We start from the raw sequence: 21,011 nt of genomic DNA, 5'->3' as shown, positions 1-21,011 counted from the left end.
GCCCCCGCCTTAATTGAAACAAGGGTTCTTGACATAGCGGAATCAAGTTCCGATTATTGAGCCCCACCGGCTGCGGAGGGGGCAATGCCTGTGCGTAATGTGCAACCTTCTCCCGTATTGGCGTCCTGATTCGCTCTGAGCGGGAAGCAGACAGCCCCGCTGGGCAGACGCCGTCGCAACGACGGCGACGAGCTGGACGTACGTATCGGCGAAGCGTCGCACCAAAGGTCGGCTGCTGCCGAGCGAACGTCGGTCGTGATCCTCGTCGGGAGATCACCGCGCTGTAAGCAGTGCCGAGCGTCGGGCAGAACGTTGCGTCGGCCACGATCAGTCAGCCATAAAGCACCTCACGGCGCCGAGCGCATCGACGCCGGCTCCTCGTAGATCTCGCACGTTGTCCGTGACCTGTGAACCACGGAAGGACAGACGATGATCCAGGACGATTCCGATCAGAACGCGATGGGGGCGTCCGTCGACCGGCGGACGTTCGTCCGCGGTGCGGTTGCGACCGCCGTCGCGGCGGGTCTTGTGGGGTGCGGTACCGACGATCTCACGACGTCCTCCGGAGGCGGCGGTTCCTATCCGGGTGCAGGCCACAGCGCCCACCTGGCGCCCGAGGCGTCGTACGTCCGCGCTTTGGGGGCGGTCCCGGAGGGGGTGTGCAACACGGTCGCGGACCAGCAGTGCCGTACCGGGGTGCCGACCCCTGGCCTGCGCGCCGTCGGCGCGGGTGTGTCGGTGCCGGGCCTCGGACTCCCGCTCGGCGGCATCGGCGCCGGGAGTTTCATGATCAACCAGTGCGGCACCTTCGGCCCGTGGGACATGGGCGGGCAGCCGACCGCTGGCGACTGGGAGAAGCGCAACCTCCCGCAGGCCGCGTTCCACATTCGCGAGGAGGTGGCCGGCAGGCGCGGCCCCACCGTCAGGACACTTGCCGTGCCGCACACGAACACTGCGCCTGACCGTCGCCTCGGCAACGTCCTGCCCGCGTGGGACACGTTGGATCCCGGGGACGGCACCTACTCCGTGCTCTTCCCGTTCGCGTGGATGGACTACGACGGCTTCCAGGCGAAGATCTCGACGAAGTTCTGGTCTCCGATCATCTCGAACGAAGACGAGCGCTCGTCGATGCCGGTGGCGTTCTTCGACATGCGCGTCTCCAATCCCACCCGCAAGCCGATCAAGCTCTCCGCGATGTTCACATTCCCGAACGCCCCCGCGTTCGCGACAGGTTCGACACGGACCGGGTTCTACAGCCGGTATGACACCGACCACCGCAACGGCATCAGCGGCGTGACGCTCGGAGCGGACGACCCGACCAACTCGCCGAACGCGTACAAATCCGAGTGGGCCATCGCCGCGCAGCGGTTCCCGGGACAGGCGGTGACCTACTGCACCTCATGGAACGGGGCAGGCGACGGCAGCGACATCTACGCGCCGTTCACCCACGGCAGGCTGCCCAACGGCAGCATCGACGCGTCGGCGTCGGCGGGAGCCATCGCCGTGAGCCTCACCCTGCCGCCGCGTGACACACAGACCATACGCTTCGCGTTGGCCTGGGACTTTCCCCAATCGGTCTTCCGCAGCACCGTCTGGATGCGCCGCTACACCGCATTCCTCGGGGGAAGGACGACGCCGACCAACGACTACATCCCCGGCTCGTACCCCTTCCGGCAGGCGTTCGCGATCGCCACGAAAGAGCTGAGCCGGTACGACGATTCCCTCCGCGCCGTCGAAGCCTGGTGGAAGCCGATCGCCGACAACCCGCGGGTTCCCGTGTGGTTGCGCAAAGCGGCTCTGAACGAGCTTTACCACATGACCTTCAACGGTGCGATCTGGGAGTCGGGGCTTGTGTCCACGAACCTGGTGGGGAGCATCGAGAACGGTACTGTGCCCCGCTTGGGGTCGGCGATCCCCGACACCCACATCTACTACCACAAGGACGCCGGCGGCGGAGGCGCCTCGGCGAACGAAGTCGACATGGACAGCTCCGGCTACCTCGCCTTCTCGAAGCTGTTCCGCAGCCAGGAGCTGGGCCAACTGCGCTGCCTGCTCCAGATGGTCCGCCAAAACCCGCTCGGGATCGGGCGCGTCATCCAGCAGACGGACCAGAACACCGGCCCGTACATCACCCAGGGCGCGTCGTTCCAGCGGTTCCCGCCCACGACCCCGCCGATCTTCGGCGCCCCTCCGCCGGACAGCAACGACCTCGGCGAGCTCTTCGCGCCGAGCGGAGGCGACCCGTTCCGCGACTGCCCGCACAAACTGATCTACCGGACCTACGCACTGATCAAGTTCTACGACGACAAGGAGTTGTTGTCGTACGCCTACATGCCGATGATGCGCGCGCTGGAATACTCGCAGTTCTTCCGCCCGCCCGGCTCCCACCTGCCGATGGACCCGCCGTCCAACAACCCGCCGAACACCATGGACCAGGCCGTCGTCAACGGCCACGGCATCTACAACTGCGGGCTCTACCTGCTCTCGCTGCAGATCCTCTCCACCCTGACACCCAAAGCCGCAGCTCTCGGGGTACCCGAGGCAACACCCGCGGCGCAGGCGGCGATCGATGCGGAACTGGCGGCGGCGAAAGAGGAATTCGAGCGGATCTTCTGGAACCCGGCCACGGGCCGGTACCGCTACTGCGACGGCACCGGCGGAATCACCGGCAGGACCGGCAACATCCGAGGCCGTTTCAAGCCGGTACCCCCACCCGACGCCATCTGGCTCGAATCCTTCGCAGGCCAGGCCACCGCCATGGAACTCGGCCTGCCGGACCTCATCAACCTGGACCACGCCTGGACCCACCTGAACAACACCCTGGACCAGTTCATCCGTTTCCGGGACCCCCAAGGAAAGCTGATGGGCGGCCCGATCATCCTCCAACCGGACTTCAGCATCTACTCCAGTGCACTGAACTCCACCGAAATCCACGAGGTCATCCCCGGCATCGCATGGCTGGCAGCCGCAGGCGCCTACCGGATCGGCAAGAAGGTCGGTGACAAGGGCATCATGAAGAAGGCACTGAAACTCGCCGAAGGGTGCGCCATCCGGATCTACGACGACGAGAACGCCGGCCTGGCCTTCAACTCGCCCGAGAGCTGGTACGTCGAAGACGTGACCGTGACCCGGTTCCCCGCCTACACCCGGACCCGCTCCGTCTTCTCACTCCTGGACGCAATCAGCCCCATCGCGGTGAAGCAGCCGGTCTGACACCACGGACACCACACGAGCAACGCGCCGCAGACGAGACCGGTGCCCGAAGCGAGAAGCCCTGGGCACCGGTCCGTCGCGGTCCCATGTCGATGCCGACAAGCAGCCTCTCCCCGTCCCTGCTCGGAACCGAAGTTCCGCGCCCGGTCCCCATAGCCTGCGCCTCGCAGCCCCAAGTGGAAGCGTCGGAGACGTGCACCAGCTCGTGCGCGCCGCAGCCCGGAAGAGCCGCCTCGGCACGTCGAGGCCCTGGCCGATAGCTCGGGGTATCGAGGAACACGCGTCGTCGTTGGTGACTCTGAAGTTGCGTTCCCCAGGGCGAACACGCGTCAGACCGTACCTGGAAGCCGAGGCGTTCATCCGTCTCGTCGATCGACAAGCCCCACATCAACGACGCAACGCTGGAGCGTGCCAGCACGCCACGCACGGAGCCGAGAACCGAGGGCGAGAGAAGTCAGGCGGGGGCACTTCGATGAAGTGAATCGGCGGCCCGGGGACACCTGGTCTGCTGGGGCCCAAATCGCCGGCCCGATATCACGCCCCCAACCAGTGGTGACGCGCCGGGGCTGCAGCGTCGAGAGCACCCCAGCTACCAGCAAGCCTCCAACGTCGTGATCAGCCATGTCCGGCAGCCCGATGCAAGGTGATCGGTTTCGCGTCGATCTTCTTCGTGCGTCGCACGCATTCGGATCACGTGCGCATGAATTTGTTTGCTTTCGAACATGCAGCTCAACGTGCGGTTGAGACGACGGGGCACCTGCTAAAGTCATTGCCCTCGTGGGGGCCCGGCCGCGCACACTCCGGCTGATGCACGGGGTGATGGGCGCTCGCCAATGGTGCTTATGCTCGCAAATTTGCATCGGCAAGCATATAATGAATAGTGAATCGGGGGTTTCATGCTGGCCAAAATCAAAATCCAAAACTACCGGACGTTTCGGTATTTCGAACTGGACTTCGACCCGGCGATGAACATCCTCGTCGGTGACAACGACGCTGGTAAGTCCACGATTCTTGAAGCGATCAGCATTGCGCTTACGAACCGCGTCCGCGGTAGGCTGCTCTCTCAGGAGCTTTCGCCGTACATGTTTCACCGCGGCGCCGTGCAGGAGTACATCGAGGAGCTGCGTAAGGGGAACGACCCGAGGCCTCCCGAGATCATCATTGATCTGTTCTTCGATAAGTCTGCAACCGGCGATTATCAGGGCACGAACAACCTACTCAGGGAGAACGAGCCCGGGGTCCGTGTGCGCGCCGCGCTCAATCCTGAATATGAACCCGAGTACCGAGAGTTCGTCAAGGACTCGACGCAGGTGCGGGTCGTGCCGACCGAATACTACAAGGTCGAATGGCTGTCCTTCAAAGATTCGCCAATGACCTCCCGCAGTATCCCTGCCGCTGCTTCAATGATCGATGCGTCGAACATTCACCTGCAAAGCGGCGTCGACTACTACCTGAACAACATCATCAATTCACACCTGGGAGCCAGCGAGCGCGTTAACCTGGCGCGTGCCTATCGCAACCTTCGGGAGGGTTTCGCCGAAGACACGTCGATCAAGAAAATCAACGAGTCGCTTCGGGGCGCCCCGCATGACGTCAGCGACCGCGCGCTCACGCTGGGCATGGATGTCTCGCAGCGATCGAGCTGGGAGACCAACATTGTCCCTCACCTCGACGACCTTCCTTATCAGTACGTCGGGAAGGGCGAGCAGAGCACGCTCAAGGTTCTTCTTGCCTTGAACAAGCAAGTCGACCAAGCACACGTCGTCTTGGTAGAGGAACCCGAAAATCATCTGTCGTTCTCGAACCTCGGCAAGCTTGTCAAGAAGATCAGCGACAAGTGCGACGGCCGTCAGGTCTTGATCGCCACACACAGCTCATTCGTCCTGAACAAGCTTGGCCTGGAAAAGCTGGTGCTGCTGTCCGGCCTGGAGGGATTTCGGCTCGACAGCCTTCCGCCGGACACTCAGGACTATTTCCGTAAGCTCTCGGGGTACGACACACTTCGCCTGGTACTGGCCCGGCGTTCAATCCTAGTGGAAGGGCCGTCCGACGAACTGATTGTCCAGCGTGCGTACCGAGACACTCATGACGATCGTATGCCCATCGACGACGGCGTGGACGTCATCAACGTTCGTGGATTGTCGTTCGCCCGATTCCTCGACATCGCGACGCTGCTCACGAGGAACCGGGTCGCGGTTGTCACGGATAACGATGGCAAGGAAGCTTCCGAAGTGCGGGCGAAGTACAGTAAGTACACCGTCTTTCCCCATATCGACGTTCATGTCGGCGAGGACTCAGCGTACAAGACGCTGGAGCCGCAACTACTCAAGGAAAATGGCCTCGCAAAAATGAACGCCGTCCTCGGGCAAAACTTCGCCACCGAAGACGAACTGTTGACTTATATGGCCAGCAAGAAAACGACCTGCGCGCTGGCCATCTTCTCCGGCGACCAGATGATCACCATGCCGGGGTACATTCGTGACGCCGTCGCATAACAACCTGGCCGTGATTGCCGCGGCTGGATCCCGTAAGACGCAGCACATTGTGGACTGCGTACTCAACGACCCGATTCAACGCGTCTTGGTCACCACCTATACGAACGAGAACCTCCGTCAGCTAAGTGAACGGATGAACTCTGGCGGCGGTTTACTGCCCAAGCATGTGACCGTCATGGGCTGGTTCTCGTTCCTTCTCAATGAATGCGCTCGACCCTACCAAAGCTTTATCCTGGATGAAGTTGGCGTGATCCGGGGCCTGAACTTCATGGGCAAGCGCCCCATGTACGCTCGCAAGTCGAACCCCAGGAGTTATTATCTCGATCCTCAAGCTTCGATCTACCGAAATGAGCTTGCAGGATTCGTATGCGAAACCAACCGTCTCAGCAATGGCCTGGTCATCGACCGCCTCGCCACTGTTTTCGATCACATCTACGTCGATGAGATTCAGGATCTCGCTGGCTACGACCTGGAGCTTCTCGATCTGCTCATGGGCTCGCCGATCGCGGTGACCGTGGTGGGCGATCCGCGGCAGGCCACGTTCGTAACCAACACTGCGAGCAAGAACAAGCGTTACCGACGCGACAGCATCGCAGATTGGTTCGCAGAGCGGGCTGACCGGTGCACGATTGACAATCGAGTCGAGAGCTACCGCTGCAACCAGCAGATTTGTGACTTCGCCGACGGGCTATACCCCGATCTGCCAGCCACTGTCTCGAAGAACATGGAAATGACTGGCCATGATGGTGTCTTTGCCATCAAGCAGCATGAGGTTGCGGAGTACGTTCAGGCTTATGCGCCGGCAGTCCTTCGTCGCGACAAGAATGCAAGTACGGACGGCCTCAGCGCCATGAACATCGGTGTTTCCAAGGGCAGTACGTTCGAGCGGGTTCTCATCTACCCGACCCAGCCGATGATCAAGTACTTCCACACCCGCGATTGGGAGCAGGCCGGCGACCGAGCGAAGCTCTACGTGGCAGTGACTCGTGCCAAGCACAGCGTGGCCTTCGTCATACCCTGACACGTCGACCCTCAGAGCGGCGCGAGGACCAAAATCGCAGAACCTCCAAGCACGTAGACGCACCGAGCATTTCGGCGGGGCTTGTGACCTGGCTGCGCGTACGTGCATCCGAACAGGAATGGCAACTCAGCGCTGGAGGGCGAGCGCTCCTCGACGTCAACAAGGTCGCAGGGCTTCGCCGTAGTCAGCCCTGGGCCGGTTTGTGACGGTTCATTGACCGGTGGGCGTCCCGGAGGCAGGACAGGCACGGATTTCCAAGAACATGAGTCCTCTACGCCCCGTGACCTGCCTGGAAGACCGTGCCCGCCGACGCATCATTGCCGATTTCGCCTGCCCTTGACCAGCTCCGCGAGTAGCCCGGCGTCGGGCCCGGGGAGGTGGCGGGCCTGCTGGAACGGCTGGCCGAGGTGCCGGACCCACGGGACCTCGCGGTGTGCGGCACGCTTCGCCGTTGTCCTCGCGCTGGCCGCGTGCGCGGTGCTGGCGGTGGCGACTTCGCTGCTGGCAGTCGGCGAGCGGATCGCGGACACGCCGCCCCAGGTGCTGGAACGGCTCGGTGTGCGCCCCGATCCGGTGCTGCCCAAGCGGCTGATGCGGCCGAAATGACGGTACGCCGCCTGCTCGCGCGCGTCGACGGCGACGCCCCGGACCGGGCGGTGGGCGGCTGGCTCGCCGACCGCTGCCCCGCCGGCTCCGGGTTGCGTGGACTCGCCGTGGACGGCAAGTCCCTGCGCGGCGGCGTCTGCCTCACCTACTGCTCTCGCGGTGCGACCTGATCTCGTAGTTCAACAGCGTTGAAACCGATCACCTCCGCTGGTCCCGTGTGAACGGCCTTTCCATGCGCGGAGTTGCCCCGGCCTTGTCATCGCGATCCAGTCAGCCATGGCGGACACACGTTGTACTGTCTTAGGCGACGCAACGCGGGGGCGGTGGGCGGAGGGGACTGCTGTGGGGCAAGGTGGAGCAGGTCGTCAGCCCGCACCGCGCACGTCCTGCCGCACCGTCAGATGTGCTGACCATCCTCCGTGAAAGACGTGCAGTTTCGAGCAGCGCGTCCGGGGCTGTCGGCGGGCTATGGGCACTTGCACCTTCCTCTCCCTGGAACATCTCGGCATTCGGTCACTGCTCCACGGACTCTCGCACCGAATCCCCGTTTTCACGCCAATCTCCGAGGAATGAAATGAAGCACACGACAAACGAACAATTTTTCGGGTTCTCCGACCGGCTTGAGTACATGTCTGAACGACTCGGTGGAGAACCATGGATCACGGTATACGAATACAAGAAGAAGGAAAACGAAAGCACGTCCTACTATTCTGCACTCGCCTCACCCGAAGTAGTCCCCCGATGTTTGGCAAATACTTCGTGGGATCTACTCATTACGTCTGGGCTGCCCGGCTATGCGTACCTGAATGATGGGACGCACGAATACTATCGCTTCGGAATCGATAATGGCGTTGAGCCGTTCATTGTAGTCCGGGACTTCCACAACCTCAAGCCGTCATACCTAGACCTCTCAGAGGAGTTTAGGCACTTCCACAACCTGTATGAGGACCGCAGAAAGAACGTATTCACCGCCTTGGATGATAACGGTGACGACGTGGAGGTCGTTCGCATGAGTCCGACGAAGGTAGAGGTGCGCGCGAAGTATCTCAGGGATTACCTGGCTACCCGCAACATAGTGATGCTTGTCTTCTTTGAGTACGACCGCTGGAGCGCAAAAACACTCGACGAGCTCGGGCTGTCCGAGCAAAACGAGGACACGCAAGATGCCACTCACCGCTACATTCGGTTCGTAAAGATGCTCCCCGGCATGTCAGACGACCGCCGGACTATCGCCCGTCTCATGGGCAAGAAAGTTGTGCATGGAACCGAAAATTATCGTCCTTCCTCGGTATGGGATCGGGAGCATCAGCAGTTCGAAGAATTTATTATTGGCGTGGACGACAACGGCAAGAAGGTGATGTTCACGTGTGATGAAGAAGCACTTTCCAATTACTTCGGCAAGAACCCGGGTTCGCCGAACTTCCTGACGCCGGTCTTCTTCCGTAAGGAAGTCATGGCCAAGTACTACGGCGATCCCTCAAAGTACCGTGTGGAAGATGGACACGTTTACTGTGGCGGGTACTGGAGCCTGCGTCTCGACAACAACCACCGCGATTACGTAGTTGTCTACCTCGGTGACCTCGGACACCTTTCTCATACCGAACAGCTCTACTGGAAGAGCTTCAACACGGTGCCGGACGGCACCCCGAGCGAAGTAGCCTTTCGCAGGGGGATCTTGGGACAGTGGACAGATGCTGACGAGCCGGCGCTCGCGTTTAAGGCTTCATACCGGAGATTTCGGGATCGTTGGAGTGAAAAGTTCGGCTGGGATCTTTTCAAGGATCTCAACCCGGACGATGCACATTACTGGTCCGGGCTGCACGTCCCCGCCGGGGAGAACCAGAAAGAGTTCGATGACCAAGTGATGGCGCTGGCCAAGCTCCTAATCGAGCGGCTCAACGAACGCGAGATTGCCAAGCACGCCACCATCGAGGCTAACGACAAGGGCATCACCAAATTCGACAAGTACCTGACTGTGGTCGGATTCCCCGAAAGGCAGGAGCTGATCCTGCTCCTTCGCAACCTCAACAGCCTGCGTACTGGACCGGCTCACGTGAAGGGAAAGGAGTATGAGCGGGGAGCCAAACATTTCGATCTGGAAAGCAAGGGCATGCCACAGACATTCTCTGATCTTCTCGTAGACGCAACTAGGCTCATTAAAAAGCTTGATGACTTCATGCTCTCAAGCGACGATCTGTGAACCAACGCGGCAATCTCGCACACTGGTACCCGAGCGATTTGCAGGTCCGATGAGATACCACATTGCGATTGAGTCCTTGCAAGCCCTGTGGAAAGAAGCGGCAGATGGGAGGATGCAACTTAAACGGTCAGACACTTTCGCCTCGTGGAAATACGGTGTCCGTTCCGGTCTCAACCGCGCGCTGGGTGTGGATCACCACCTCACGCAGTCGTTGGTCGGAAATCGCTACAGCCTGAACGACGTGAACGAATAGCACGCCAGACAGCGCTTTCAATTATGCCTTCCTCGCTGGGGTTGAATTCGCGTCAGGAATTCGTGAATACTAATTCACGTACGACCAACTGCGTCCAGAGCCCGAGGCGTGGGGACTACGCGACCATTACCTACCAAGTTGACCGATGGGAAGATCCTCTGCCCGGGCTCAACCTTCGTCAGCCGGTCGACTTACTGCCCAGTCAATGCGGCGCATAAGTAGGCTGGCAAAAGAAATGGCATCTCGCGCCTCGTCAGCATCATCAAGCGAGTGTTCGCCATGGGCGCGCACATTGCGAATACCTACCATAGCGCCTATATAGAGCATCCTGTATCCATCGCGCTCTCCTCCGGATGAGGGGCCCGGCGTACGAGCGATATCCAATTTCGGGGAGGTGCCGCCAAAAGCGCTGTTCATAAGTCGCTGGCCAATTTCGTCTGAGCCGGTGACCTGTTGCACTCGATGTTCGACGACCTTGAAAGCCCTCAACACAGCGTCGGAGTAGTGGGCGTCAGCATACAGTTGGCCCGCCGCTTTCTCAATATCGGAATGTACGGGTCCGAGAAGCGTGGTATCCGCGGCTGGCCGATTCCGCCGCCCAGACGACGTCGTTAAGAACTCTCGCCGTCGCTGCCAGTAGTCGATTATGTCGCGAGTGCCAACGAACTTTTGGATTCGGTCGTCAACCACAATGGTGGTCTCGGTGCCAGCCCAGCCACTGCCAACATCACCGCCCACACACCAAGGCTCGTGATAAACGAACGCGTCGAGCGGAATACTTGGGGTATTCGGCATTTGCGAACGCTGATGCTGCTGACTGTAGAGATCTGACTGGGAGACTGTCGCCGGTTGTCCGTTGATGGCCGCCTGGCGCCTCTGTATTTCCGCGAGCAGGTCGATCTGGTCGAAGAACGCCTGGAGATACACGTCTGCGCCACGCAGGTAGACCAAGGCGGCTGGCGTCAAACGGAGCTGTCCAGACGGTCGCCCATCGATCCATGCTCGCGTCTGCGCTTGCCGCACCAGCAGGTCGTCGGGAAGCTGAGCAAGGGCCACCTTGGGATCGATGGTCCGGTGCCTGCGCAGACGCTGAAGATCCTGCCATGACGGCCAGGCCCCCTTCTTGAGGAACCAAGCCCAGACCGCCTCCAGAAGCGCAGTGCCGTCCGGGCCGCCAGGGGCTTCTACGTGTCCCGCTGCGCGATGTCGTTCCGTCACGACACGCAACCTCCGCTTCGGTTCGAGTTGGGCCGGGGCGCGCGCCGCTGCGCTACGCCGGATGTGACACTCCCTCACTTTGCGGGCAGATGGCCGATCCCGTGAGCGTCGACGACTGAAGACATGATGAAGTCGCTTGGAAGAACGTAATGTTCAAGGGCTTCGAGCTATGGTTACCAATGCCACGCACAGTGCCTGCGGGATGGTGATTGTGTAACGACTCCATCCCCTCTGGGCTCGCGGCACTTCCAGTGGTCATCCAGTTTCGTCCTCGATGAGCCCGTACGGCGGCTGTTCCGGGTCTCGGGTGTACCGGACGATGACGTGGTCCTCGACGAGTTCGGGTGGACTGTTGTCGACGATGATCAGTTGGGCGTCCCTGCCATGATCTCCCAGCCAGGAGGCCAGGTGGCGATAGAAGTCCTCGATGCTGACCACGTCAGCGATGACGGAGTCCCGTGCTGCGCCGTGCCCGAGGTTCTTCTGGGGACTATCGATCATCAGGAACCCTGGGTGAGACGCGCCTGTTTCGATGGCGATCTCGAAAACGGCGAGCTGCCAAGCGAGCGTAATGAGCGTCCGGGCACCGGAGGACGCCTCCTGGTAGGGAAGCTCTCTCACGAATGGTGTCAGGTTGGACGCGATCAGTGGTCGGTTGAGCTTGGGGTAGTGCCACGCGGCAAGCAGACTCGCGAAGCGGCTGCTGATCTTCCCGAGTAGCTGATCCCGGTCCTGCGCGGCGTCGCCGAGTCGGGCAAGTTCATCACGAAGCCGCGCGAGATTGGCTTCTTCGCGGTCGATCTGGGCCACGCGCTTGGCAAGCCCTTCATGGAGCTTGGCCGCGGAGTTGAGCCGATCTATCAGGCGGATGGTTTCCTCTTTGCGGCGGTATAGCTCGTCGCGAGCGCTCAGGAATGTGGACACCATGGGCGAGGTTGCTTCGTCCAGGGCTTTGGCGGCCCGCTGTTCCTCCATCCCGGCGGCGAGGGCCTGGCGTCGGCTGGCAACGAGGGAGGCTTCCAGATCATCGATGTACGCCGTGATCTCCCGCAACCGTGCTTGGGTCGCGCGGATCTCGGCGGCGACGTCCAATCCTTCGCTGCCTTGTTGTTCGTCTGATGCCTGCCCCAGGGTCAGATCCGTCGTAGTCGTCAGGGGGTGATCACACAGGCCGCAATGCCCTCCCAGGACTTGCGGTGGCGCAGCCAGCGGGTGGAGGCAGGCCGGGCAGGTGCGCACGCGCAGCGGATCGAATAGCTGGCGTGCTTGGGCCAGCATATTCAACTTGAGCAGGTCGTCGGCGTATTGCGCGCGCAGAGGAAGCATGCGGGCCAGTTGCGTTTCAAGGTCGCGGAGCGCTGCCGTGGCCGACTGCGCGTTCTGGGCGGCGGTCCTATGGGTGGCCCGGAGTTCTTGCGCGAAGTCGGTGGCTGCGCGGGCACGTTGGTCAATCTCGTCGATCTGGTTGGTGATCGTGCTGAGAGTGTGTTCGGCGTCGATGCGCGTCTGCGGGTCGGTGCTTTCCAGGTCTTGTTCGTCGATGAAAGCCCGGGTGGCAGCAAGTGCCGCTCGCGACTGTCCCAGCCTCGCTGACAGTTCGTTGATGCGCTCACCGATCTCGACTGCGCGATCGTCGTGGATACCGAAGACAACGTCGACGACTTGGCGCAGTTTGTGCTTGCGCATGTGGCTGTTCTCAAAGAGGAAATTCTTATCAGCCACTCTTTCGTTGGTGAGGAATGTCAGCCACATCAAGTCGCGGAAGCTGAGCGGATCCGTGCGCGACTCTGCACTGGTCGGGGCTTCGCGCAGGTCAACGCCTTCCAGGCCGCAGTGGCTCAACAACAGCGTCGACAGGCTCTGGGGATCGCCGGCCGGCTTGATCACTTTGCGTTCTACGGGTGCTGCGACCGATTCGTCGAGGCGCCCTCTGCGTACAAAGGCGATCGTGGACGGCTCGCCGACTGCACGCTCGACCACGTGGTCGACCCCGGACAGCTCCACTTCCAACTGGGCAGACCGGACTTTACGCAGAACCTCCGAGTGCCGCGGATGGCCCTTCGCCCCCAGACAGTATGAGACAAACTCCAGGACGGCCGTCTTGCCGGAGCTGAACGCGCCGGAGATAACCGACAATCCGCGGACCTGACCGTCCTCAACGAACGCGACGTCATAGTTGCGCTCAATGCCGACCAGGCGCAGCCGCCTGACCCGGATGCCGAACCTCATCCGATCTCACCCCGTGGCGGCATGGGGGACGGGTGACGCCCCATTGAGCCGAGGACGGCCGCCAAGGCGCTTCCGGGCCTGTTGGTACCTTCGACACGGATCCAGTTGGCGGTGTCCTTGCGCAAGCGTGTGTCGCTGAGCCGACGCAGCTTGCCGACCACGATCTCGGCGGCCGTGGAGAAGTGGGCGGCGTAGGCGGTGGTCAGTTGCGAACTCAACGCTCTGCCCGAGGAGGTGATGCTGTAGATGATGCCGCCTTCTTGGTTGCGGACGGTGCAGAAGCCGTAAGCAACCAACAGGCTCAGATCGTGCTGGATGCGTTCTCGACGGCTGGTGAACCGTTGCCCGGAAGAGCCGTAGGACAGTGCACGTGGGTCGAAGCCGGCGAGGCGTAACCGGGATGCTTCGCGGCTGTCGGGTTCCACGACCAGGAACGGGTTCGCGGACAGGAAGTCGTAGTAGCCGAGTCGTTCCAGGCTGGCGCCCGCGATGCCCTGACCGGCCATGGCCTCCATCAGTAGCAAAAGCTGGGCCAGCCGGAACTGGACTTCGTCCTCCGGCATCACGACCGGACGGTCGGCTTCCACGGTCATTCCTCCCCACGTAACGACACGCCGGTAGCACGCCTAACGGTTCGTTCACGGCTCGGGATACGCGCTGGCGACGGCCCGCCAGTGCTTCACCCAGCCAGCCTTACGGTTGTCCACCAGTCGGTGAACCAAGCCCCATGCGTGTGCAACTTCGAGTCGAAGCACCTTGGGCAACTGCGGATGCTCTTCCCGCACATCGGCCCACACCTTCGCGTGCAGGCCCGACATGGTCTCGTCCGCACAGCACTGGTTGAACCGCGTCTCCCACACGCCGTGCACGGTCGCGTCAGCCGAGACCAAGGCGTTCACCTCATGTGGCACACCCTTGTGAGCGATCTCGCGAGCGACGAGATCTGCGTTGAAGAACTGACGCTTCGCGGCATCAAGTTCGAAATGCCCGGCTTCCTTCATCTGCACCACGAACAAGGCCGATTCGAGAGCTGCGGCCTTGTCCTCCTCAACGTTCACGATCAGCCGCGGTTCGACGGCCTCGGATGCCTGTACGTACGGCTCGTAGTAGCCCCGCCGAACGTTGTCGGCTTCTGGAGTCCGGAGCAGTGTGGTCAGGCGGGTTTCGTCCCACAGGTCAATGACGATGCCGTGGGCGCGCTCCTGCTTCTTCTTCCACGTGTCCCACCACTTGGCGGTCGGGCCGTCCATGCTCGACGGGATGCACAGCACCCACGTCTCGACCTTGTGCCCGTATTCGGAGGCCGAAGACATCACCGACTTGAAGGAATCCCGAATCGCCTGCTGATGGCCACTCGCGGTTACGGGATGGAAGTATTTGGACTGCCACACGGTGATCGCGCCGCCGAGGTCTCCACCGAAAGCGTCGATGCCCCAATCGCCGGGGTTCGCCGCGATCATGCGTACGCCCGGCCTCGTCGCAGCCGCCAGCTCCGCGACCATCTTTTCGAAGTCGTCCCGGGCTCCACCCAGCCCACCTGTACGCAGTTGATGCGCGGTGAAACTGATCGGTGGCACCCCCGCTGGCACGGCAAGCCCGCCTTGCTGCACAGCACCCCCCGCCACATGCCCCCCGGCCACGCGCAGTACTTGTAACCCAGAGTTACAACTAGTTGCAGTTTGACGCTATCGCTAAGGTTGCAAGAGTTTCAATATCAACGGCCGCATTTGCCGTTACCCAGCGCTCCAAGCGACTGAGCGAACGCCCACTGGGCTGACGCCAGTCGTCGGCGTGGAGGACCTGAGCAGAGCTTCGGCAGTTCCGCCAGCAGATCTCCGAATCCAGGCTATTGGCGGCCTGTGGGCGCTTGGGACCGAGATCGATAGGGGCAAGCAGCACTGTGCTTCTACGCCGGTGCCGGGCGCCGATAGCCTGGCGGGGTGACTTCAGTCTCCGGAGCCATCGGGCCGCGAACATCCCTGACAGTTGACGAATCGGGGCCCCACAACCGCGTGTTGGTGCTTTGGGACATCGATCACACGCTGGTGAACTCTGGCGGTGTGAGCCGCGATGCGTATGCCGCGGCGTTCCGAGCGGTTGCCGGTCGGCCGCTCCGGCGACTCGCAGATATGACCGGGCGTACTGACCTTCATATCGCCCGCGAGACGTTCCGCATCCATGGGGTCGAGCCCACGCCCGAGCAGACGGATGCGCTTCTGGCTCGGCTTGTGAGTGAGCTGAATGACCGCGTTGAGCTGATGGCCGAACGGGGAGCTGCGCTTCCGGGGGCAGGAGAAGCGATCAAGGCACTGAGCCAGCGATCTTCGGTGGTGCAGAGCGTGCTGACCGGGAACGTCAAGGCCAACGCTCTGCTGAAGTTGGAGACGTTTGGTTTGTCGACAGAGTGTTTGGCACTGGATGTCGGGGCCTATGGAGATGATCACTGGGATCGGCGCGCCTTGGTGTCTGTAGCGCGGGAGCGGGCGCGAGCGGTCTACGGCGATGGGTTCTCCGGTCGTCGAACGGTTCTCATCGGCGACACCGTGGTGGACGTGGAAGCGGCTCTGGAGAACGGCGCGTCGATCGTCGCGGTTGCCACCGGAGGGACCACATCTAAGGAGCTTGCTGGGGCCGGTGCTCATGTCGTTGTCCGTGACCTGCGGGATGTTGCCGCCCTTGAGGCGAACGTCGAGGATTTGTCCCGAAGCTAGGCTGCGCCATCCGAGAGGCACCCGGTTGCCGTGATGCTGTCCGTCATGCAGGGTCGCGGCCAGCCTGATCAGAGATCCGCCTCATCCGAGGTCTCGGATCACAGTGCTCGCCAAAGCCACAGCCTCGTCGAGCCGGGCAAGCTCCGCCATGGGCACGGTCCCGCCGAGTGCACAAGCTTGCACGGTGGTTTGCAGCGCCTTCTGTTGCTCATGCGCGAGAAGTTGCCTGGGTAGTGGACTGGTCAGGATGTCCCGGGCGGCGTATCCGTCTTCGAGCGCAATGACGCGGCGGGCAAGGTCGAGGCCGACGTCGTCCGTGTCCGGATGATGGCAGCGTTTGAGCAGGGCGTGGGTCGTCAGGCCGAGGCGCAGGCCGAACACGGTGAGGCCGGGGCGGAAGGCCTCAGATGCCTGCCAGGTGGCGAGGAGGCGGTCGCCGTTCTCACGGGAAGGTTCGATGAGGGCCGTGATGGATGCGGTAATCGCCTGCTCCCATGCGTCCTGTGTCACGGTTTCGGCGATGAGGGCTTTCGAGGCGGCTGTGTTGCCATGGGTGAGCTCGGCGAGAACCGCGATCTGGCGTCCGTCGAGCATGCGTCGGCCCATCCCGGCTTGGGCCTTGAGGGCTTGGTGGGCGGCGTGCCAGTTTCCCGCAGTGGCGTGGGCGCGGGCGGTGGTGGTGAGGACGACCGTCCAGAGCCAGCGGCGGATTTGGCGGTGTTCGTCGCGGGTGGTCGCCATGCTTGCGGCGGGGACGCGGGTGCCGTCGAGTGTGGTGTTGGTGCGGGTGGCGATGGCGGTGTGAAGCTGGTCGAGCAGGTCGCAGGCGCCGGTTCCGTCGCTGGCGCGGATGCGCAGGCGGGCGAGGTTGACGAGGGGTTCGAGGGCGTGAAGTACCGCTTGTTTGTGTAGGGGGCGGGTCGTCAGGTAGAGCCTGGCGTGTTGGTGGCACCAGGTTCGGGCGAGGTCGGGTCGGCCGCAGTCGGATGCGAGGAGTGCGGCGAGGTTGAGGACTGCGGATGCCTCGGTGTGGTCGCGGCCTTCGGCCGCTTCCCGGGCTTTCGTGCTGAGGAGCGCGACGCGTTCGGGAAGCGGCCGACAGGCGGGGCGGGGGCGCGGGACGAGGGGGAAGCGGCGTATCGCGGCTTCGAGGCCGTCCATGGTTACCGCCATTCGACGGTGATGGGGTGGTCGGGTCGCGCGAGGACGAACCGGCCGTTCTTGGGTTCGGCGGGGGCGGGGGTGTCTTCGAGGGCAAAGCGGGCGGTGCGGGTTCGGTAGCCGTCGTGGTCCCAGACCTGGATCAAGTCGGCGACGTGTTCGGCGAGTTCTTCGCTGCCGGGTCCGTGTCCGATGACGCCGACCTCGTAGCGCGGGCCGGTGGGGTCGGTGGGTTCTTGGCGGCGGATGGTGAGGTAGGCCAGGGCTCCGTCGGCCGTGGTGGTGGCCATGGTGGCGATGGGGAACATGGGAATGACCAGGCCGCGTTCGCGGGCGGGGGCAGCGACGTTCATGCGCATGATCGGGTTGTCGAGGTTGCAGGCCAGCCACAGGTCCAGCCACTCGAACGACTCCCCGGAGCCGAAGTGCACGCCGGTCCAAGTCATGTGGCGTTCGGTGTCGAGGACGCCGTGGAGCGTGGCCGGGTCGGTGCGGGGTCGGTTGTCGCGGTGGGTTTGCAGGGTGACCTCGTCGGTGCCGGTGAGGTCGATGATGGTGCGGCTGTCGTCGCCGATGCCGCGCAGCGGCATGAAGACGCTCATCTCGCTGCCCTCGTCGACCCAGGCGTTGTTCTGGCGGGTGAAGGTGATGCTGCGGGAGGCCGCGCCGGCCAGGCGCAGCGGGACGACGAGGCGGCCGGTGGGGATGAGTTGGTTCAGCCACGCGGCGGGGACTTCGTGGGCGCCGACGGTGGCGATGATGCGGTCGAAGCGTCCGCCGGCGGGGTCGCCGAGGGCGCCGTCGGCGCAGATCACCGTGACGTTGTCGGTACCGGCGGCGGCAAGGTGGCCGCGTGCGCCGTCGACCAGGTCGTCGTCGACATCGATGGTGGTGACGTGCCCGCCTGGGCCGGTGAGGGCGGCGAGCAGTGCCGCGTTGTAGCCGGTGCCCGCGCCGAGTTCCAGCACCGCGTTGCCGGGGTGGACGTCGAGTTGTTCCAGCATCATCGCGACGATGGTGGGCTGCGAGGCGGCGCTGAGCCGTACGCCGTTCTTCTCCTTGGTGTAGACCGCGTCGTCGGCGTAGGCGTGCTCCAAGGGTGTGCCGGGGACGAAGCACTCGCGCGGTACGCGGCGGAGGGCTTCTTCCACGGCGGGTGTGGCGACGGTGCCGGCGGTCATGAGCTGGTCGACCAGGGCGTTGCGGAGCGTGGTGGCCTTGTCGGCGGGTGCGTTGTCGCGGAGGGTGTCGGTCATTGCGTGGACCTCTCTGGTGTGGTGGGGGTTCGGGACGCGCCGGGTGGTGCGGCCCGCGGGTTGTGGCGGCTGGTGGAAGATCTCGTCGACCGCGAGTGCGGCGAGGTTGGCCTGGGTGGTGGCGGGCAGCCCCGCGCGGTTCGCGGCGAAGATGAAGTGGTGGGCGAGCACGGCGCGTAGGCCGCGTTTCAGCTCTCCGGTGCTTGCGAGTGCGGCGAGGGTCTGCCCCGCGGCGTGGAACGCGGCGAGCCATTCCGGTGGGACAAGGTGGGGGGCTGTGGCGGTGTCGGCGATGAGGAGTTTCCGTATGGCGGTCCGCAGCTGAGGAGACGTCACCGGGGTTTTGCTGGGGCGTAGTTGGGCGATCCGGTGCCATACGTCGCCTTGTTCGAACCAGTCCAGCCGGGCGTTCCGCAGCATCGCGCTGTAGAGGAGGACGAGGGTTTCGGCGCGTCCGAGGGGCGGGAACGCGACGGCGAGATAGGCAAGGAGGTGGCGGCTGTCGTGGTGGAAGATCGTGTGGGCGGCGTCCATCGCGGCTTCGCCGCCGAAGGCGAGCGTCTCGGGTTCGTAGATGCCGCGGGTCGGTGGTTCGATGTGCCCGGCATCGGCCAAGGCGGCGAGGATTTGGGACGGGGCCGCGGAGTCGTGCGCTTGGCACCGTAGCCGCCAGTACGGGTGTTTGCGAATGAACCACCACTGGCCGATCTGCTCTGTCGTCGTCGCGGCTTCGAGCAGGGGGCCGAGGTGTTTGGCGGCGGTTCCTTCGGCGGACGCGGGATCGGTGAAGCGGATCGCGTACTGGTGCCAGGTACGCACGGCGCTGTCCTCGTTTCGTCGTTCCGGGGCCTGGTTCAGGCGACGAGCAGGCACGTGTCCCACTCGGTGGCGGGAGGTCCGTAGGGGCTCAACGTCGCGAGGGCGGTTCCGGTATGGCCTTCGAGCCATCCCGGGTCGGGATTCGCGGGCACCACGGCCGCTTCGAGCAGAGGCGGGATTTGGGCGCGGAGTTCGGCCGCGGTGTGCGGTTCAGCATGGTCGGCCATCCGGGCGGCGATCCGCGCCAGCCCTGCTGTTCCGTGGCAGAGAGAGTCGTCGGTGACGGCGTTGCGCTGCGCCGGGTCGCGCAGGGCGCCGAGCATGGCGGCTTCGGCGGTCCGTCGGCGGGACACGTCGCCGGTAGCGAGGGCGGCCAGTTGCTGGGCGCGGGCCAAGCCGGCGGTTCCGTAACACCATGAGGGGCGGCGGTAGGCGCCGTGGTGTTGGAGCGCGACGGGCGTGGTCCCGGCCATGTGTTCGATGCGGTCGACCATGTAGGGCCAGCGTGCTCCGTGTTTCAGACGGAGGCGGTGGTTGTCGAGCCAGCCGCAGATGTCGGCGATGGCCTGACCCTGTCCTGGGACTTTCACGTCGCGCAGTGTCGCGAGTGAGAGCAGGGCCAAGGCACCGCCGATGCCGTGCGCCATACCGGCGTTGCCGTGTCCGCCGGGAAAGCAGTGGTCGTATCGCCCGTTCGGTCCGGTGCGCGTCCACCAGCCGGGTACGGGACCTCGGTCGTCTTCAAGGGGATGGGTCAACCGCACCAGGTACGACAGGACTTCTGCCATCTCGGGGCTGTCGGGGCTGCGTCGTAGCAGGTAGCGCCCGACTCCGGCGAGCCCTCGGATGGTGTCGAACTCGGCCAGCTCGGGGAGTTCGCGTAAGGCGAACCGGGCGTTCGCGTCTTTGACGCGCTGGATGGCGTGGGTGGCGATCCGTTCGTCCAGGAACGTCAGTGCATCGCGGTAGGCACTGGCATCCACCATGGCGACGCACGCCGCGGCGTGGGCGATTGCGGGCGCGCCGTAGAAGGCGCCCGTCCCGGCGCCGCCGCTGAGGTTACTTCCGGCCGCCTGGAGCCAGACGTGCACGCGACTCCACGGGCGCAAGTCCGCGGCTGCGGCTTCCGTGTGCAGCAGGGCGACGCCGGGTACGCCGCGTGCGAGGGACTGCCTCCACCATGCGGCGTCGGACGGCAGGCGCGAATCGGCTGGGTCGGCGAAACGATCCGCGACCGCCAATGCTTCGTCAGGAGTCACGGATGCGGGCCTTCCTGTCCGGTACGAACCACGTGAGTGAGGGCGGCGGCCCGCGCCAGTTGCAGGCACGCGGCCTTGTCGCGCTTGTCGGTTCCACAGGCCCGCAGGACGTGGGCGTGCATGAGGCCGTCGAGGACCGCGTCCGGATCGATGCCGTAGGTGTGCGCTCCAGGGAAGTGGTCACGGTAGCGGCGGACAGCCGCGTCGCGGTCCGTCCACGCGTGGGCGAGGGCAGCGTTGCTCACGCCGCCGAGTAGGGCAGCGAACCCGTTCGCGGGATCGGCAAGCTCTCTGGCCTGATTGAGGACATGACGCGGCAGCGGTTCGCCGGAGCGGGCCGGTAGGCGGCTGACCAGCCAGTCCGCCCCGGCATGGGGCGTGCCGGTGAATGCCGCGGCCAAAGCGAAGAGGTGCGCGGATGCGACCGCCCGTCGGTCCCCATGCTGGTTGCGGCGCAGCTGTGCGAGGAGTGCTTCGGAATCCGCTGTCAGGACCTGTTCGTGAGGTGCCCAAGACTTTCCGGACAGTGCCCCCAACTACAATTGGGGGTACTCGGAAGGACAGGTAATT

At 63.6% G+C, this 21,011-nt stretch carries 14 protein-coding genes; 6 read left to right on the top strand and 8 right to left on the bottom strand.

Annotated elements, in window-relative coordinates; all coding sequences use genetic code 11:
• Positions 1–429: 429 nt before the first annotated feature.
• The 5 genes from ACRX5W_RS20290 to ACRX5W_RS20270 all read left to right on the top strand — a co-directional run bounded on the left by ACRX5W_RS20290 (position 430) and on the right by ACRX5W_RS20270 (position 9,535).
• On the top strand, positions 430–3,213 hold the full coding sequence (locus ACRX5W_RS20290; RefSeq protein ID WP_436789644.1) for a GH116 family glycosyl-hydrolase: 2,784 nt from the start codon (positions 430–432) through the stop codon (positions 3,211–3,213).
• Positions 3,214–4,109: 896 nt separating this feature from the next.
• A complete protein-coding gene (locus tag ACRX5W_RS20285; protein WP_436789643.1) occupies positions 4,110–5,708 on the top strand; it encodes an ATP-dependent nuclease in 1,599 nt (532 codons plus the stop codon).
• Positions 5,692–6,729: a UvrD-helicase domain-containing protein gene (locus tag ACRX5W_RS20280; RefSeq protein ID WP_436789642.1), complete on the top strand. Its 1,038-nt coding sequence runs from the start codon at positions 5,692–5,694 to the stop codon at positions 6,727–6,729. Before ACRX5W_RS20285 ends, ACRX5W_RS20280 begins: the two co-directional genes overlap by 17 nt.
• A gap of 602 nt (positions 6,730–7,331) precedes the next feature.
• Entirely contained in the window at positions 7,332–7,505 is a 174-nt protein-coding gene (locus tag ACRX5W_RS20275) for a hypothetical protein (protein ID WP_436789641.1), read from the top strand.
• Positions 7,506–7,909: 404 nt separating this feature from the next.
• Entirely contained in the window at positions 7,910–9,535 is a 1,626-nt protein-coding gene (locus ACRX5W_RS20270) for a hypothetical protein (RefSeq protein ID WP_436789640.1), read from the top strand.
• Between the two features lie 421 nt (positions 9,536–9,956).
• On the opposite strand, the gene ACRX5W_RS20265 is transcribed toward ACRX5W_RS20270, so the two are convergent.
• From ACRX5W_RS20265 to ACRX5W_RS20250, 4 genes are all read right to left on the bottom strand, one after another.
• Positions 9,957–11,006: a TIGR02391 family protein gene (locus ACRX5W_RS20265; RefSeq protein ID WP_436789639.1), complete on the bottom strand. Its 1,050-nt coding sequence runs from the start codon at positions 11,004–11,006 to the stop codon at positions 9,957–9,959.
• 255 nt (positions 11,007–11,261) lie between these two features.
• On the bottom strand, positions 11,262–13,235 hold the full coding sequence (locus ACRX5W_RS20260; protein ID WP_436789638.1) for a DNA recombination protein RecN: 1,974 nt from the start codon (positions 13,233–13,235) through the stop codon (positions 11,262–11,264).
• The gene (locus tag ACRX5W_RS20255) at positions 13,232–13,822 is read right to left on the bottom strand and encodes an ABC-three component system middle component 2 (protein WP_436789637.1); all 591 of its coding nucleotides are present in this window, start codon (positions 13,820–13,822) and stop codon (positions 13,232–13,234) included. The genes ACRX5W_RS20260 and ACRX5W_RS20255 overlap by 4 nt, the downstream gene beginning before the upstream one ends.
• 51 nt (positions 13,823–13,873) lie before the next feature.
• Entirely contained in the window at positions 13,874–14,824 is a 951-nt protein-coding gene (locus ACRX5W_RS20250; RefSeq protein WP_436789636.1) for a serine/threonine protein kinase, read from the bottom strand.
• Between the two features lie 351 nt (positions 14,825–15,175).
• Between ACRX5W_RS20250 and ACRX5W_RS20245 the strand changes: the two genes are divergently transcribed.
• Entirely contained in the window at positions 15,176–15,946 is a 771-nt protein-coding gene (locus ACRX5W_RS20245; protein ID WP_436789635.1) for a haloacid dehalogenase-like hydrolase, read from the top strand.
• 81 nt (positions 15,947–16,027) lie between these two features.
• Here ACRX5W_RS20245 and ACRX5W_RS20240 read toward each other — a convergent pair whose 3' ends face one another.
• Genes ACRX5W_RS20240 through ACRX5W_RS20225 form a run of 4 tightly spaced genes read right to left on the bottom strand, consistent with a single transcriptional unit; the run spans position 16,028 to position 20,977 of the window.
• Positions 16,028–17,119: a hypothetical protein gene (locus ACRX5W_RS20240; RefSeq protein WP_436789634.1), complete on the bottom strand. Its 1,092-nt coding sequence runs from the start codon at positions 17,117–17,119 to the stop codon at positions 16,028–16,030.
• Positions 17,110–19,182, bottom strand: a complete 2,073-nt coding sequence (gene fxlM, locus ACRX5W_RS20235; protein ID WP_436789633.1) for a methyltransferase, FxLD system — start codon at positions 19,180–19,182, stop codon at positions 17,110–17,112. The genes ACRX5W_RS20240 and fxlM overlap by 10 nt, the downstream gene beginning before the upstream one ends.
• A gap of 35 nt (positions 19,183–19,217) precedes the next feature.
• Positions 19,218–20,441, bottom strand: a complete 1,224-nt coding sequence (locus tag ACRX5W_RS20230) for a lanthionine synthetase C family protein (protein ID WP_436789632.1) — start codon at positions 20,439–20,441, stop codon at positions 19,218–19,220.
• On the bottom strand, positions 20,438–20,977 hold the full coding sequence (locus tag ACRX5W_RS20225) for a thiopeptide-type bacteriocin biosynthesis protein (RefSeq protein ID WP_436789631.1): 540 nt from the start codon (positions 20,975–20,977) through the stop codon (positions 20,438–20,440). The genes ACRX5W_RS20230 and ACRX5W_RS20225 overlap by 4 nt, the downstream gene beginning before the upstream one ends.
• Between the last annotated feature and the right edge of the window lie 34 nt (positions 20,978–21,011).

The organism is Yinghuangia sp. YIM S10712 (assembly GCF_051388935.1).
In the GTDB taxonomy this organism is placed as follows: domain Bacteria; phylum Actinomycetota; class Actinomycetes; order Streptomycetales; family Streptomycetaceae; genus Yinghuangia.
Note: the sequence above shows the minus strand (reverse complement) of the source record. Positions and strands in the feature narration are given on the sequence as shown.

Bases quoted from the DNA above. Each gene is read 5' to 3' on its own strand.
- ACRX5W_RS20240 (WP_436789634.1), bottom strand. From the start codon at position 17,119: ATGGCGGTAACCATGGACGGCCTCGAAGCCGCGATACGCCGCTTCCCC.
- ACRX5W_RS20260 (WP_436789638.1), bottom strand. From the start codon at position 13,235: ATGAGGTTCGGCATCCGGGTCAGGCGGCTGCGCCTGGTCGGCATTGAG.
- ACRX5W_RS20285 (WP_436789643.1), top strand. From the start codon at position 4,110: ATGCTGGCCAAAATCAAAATCCAAAACTACCGGACGTTTCGGTATTTC.
- ACRX5W_RS20275 (WP_436789641.1), top strand. From the start codon at position 7,332: ATGACGGTACGCCGCCTGCTCGCGCGCGTCGACGGCGACGCCCCGGAC.
- ACRX5W_RS20270 (WP_436789640.1), top strand. From the start codon at position 7,910: ATGAAGCACACGACAAACGAACAATTTTTCGGGTTCTCCGACCGGCTT.
- ACRX5W_RS20290 (WP_436789644.1), top strand. From the start codon at position 430: ATGATCCAGGACGATTCCGATCAGAACGCGATGGGGGCGTCCGTCGAC.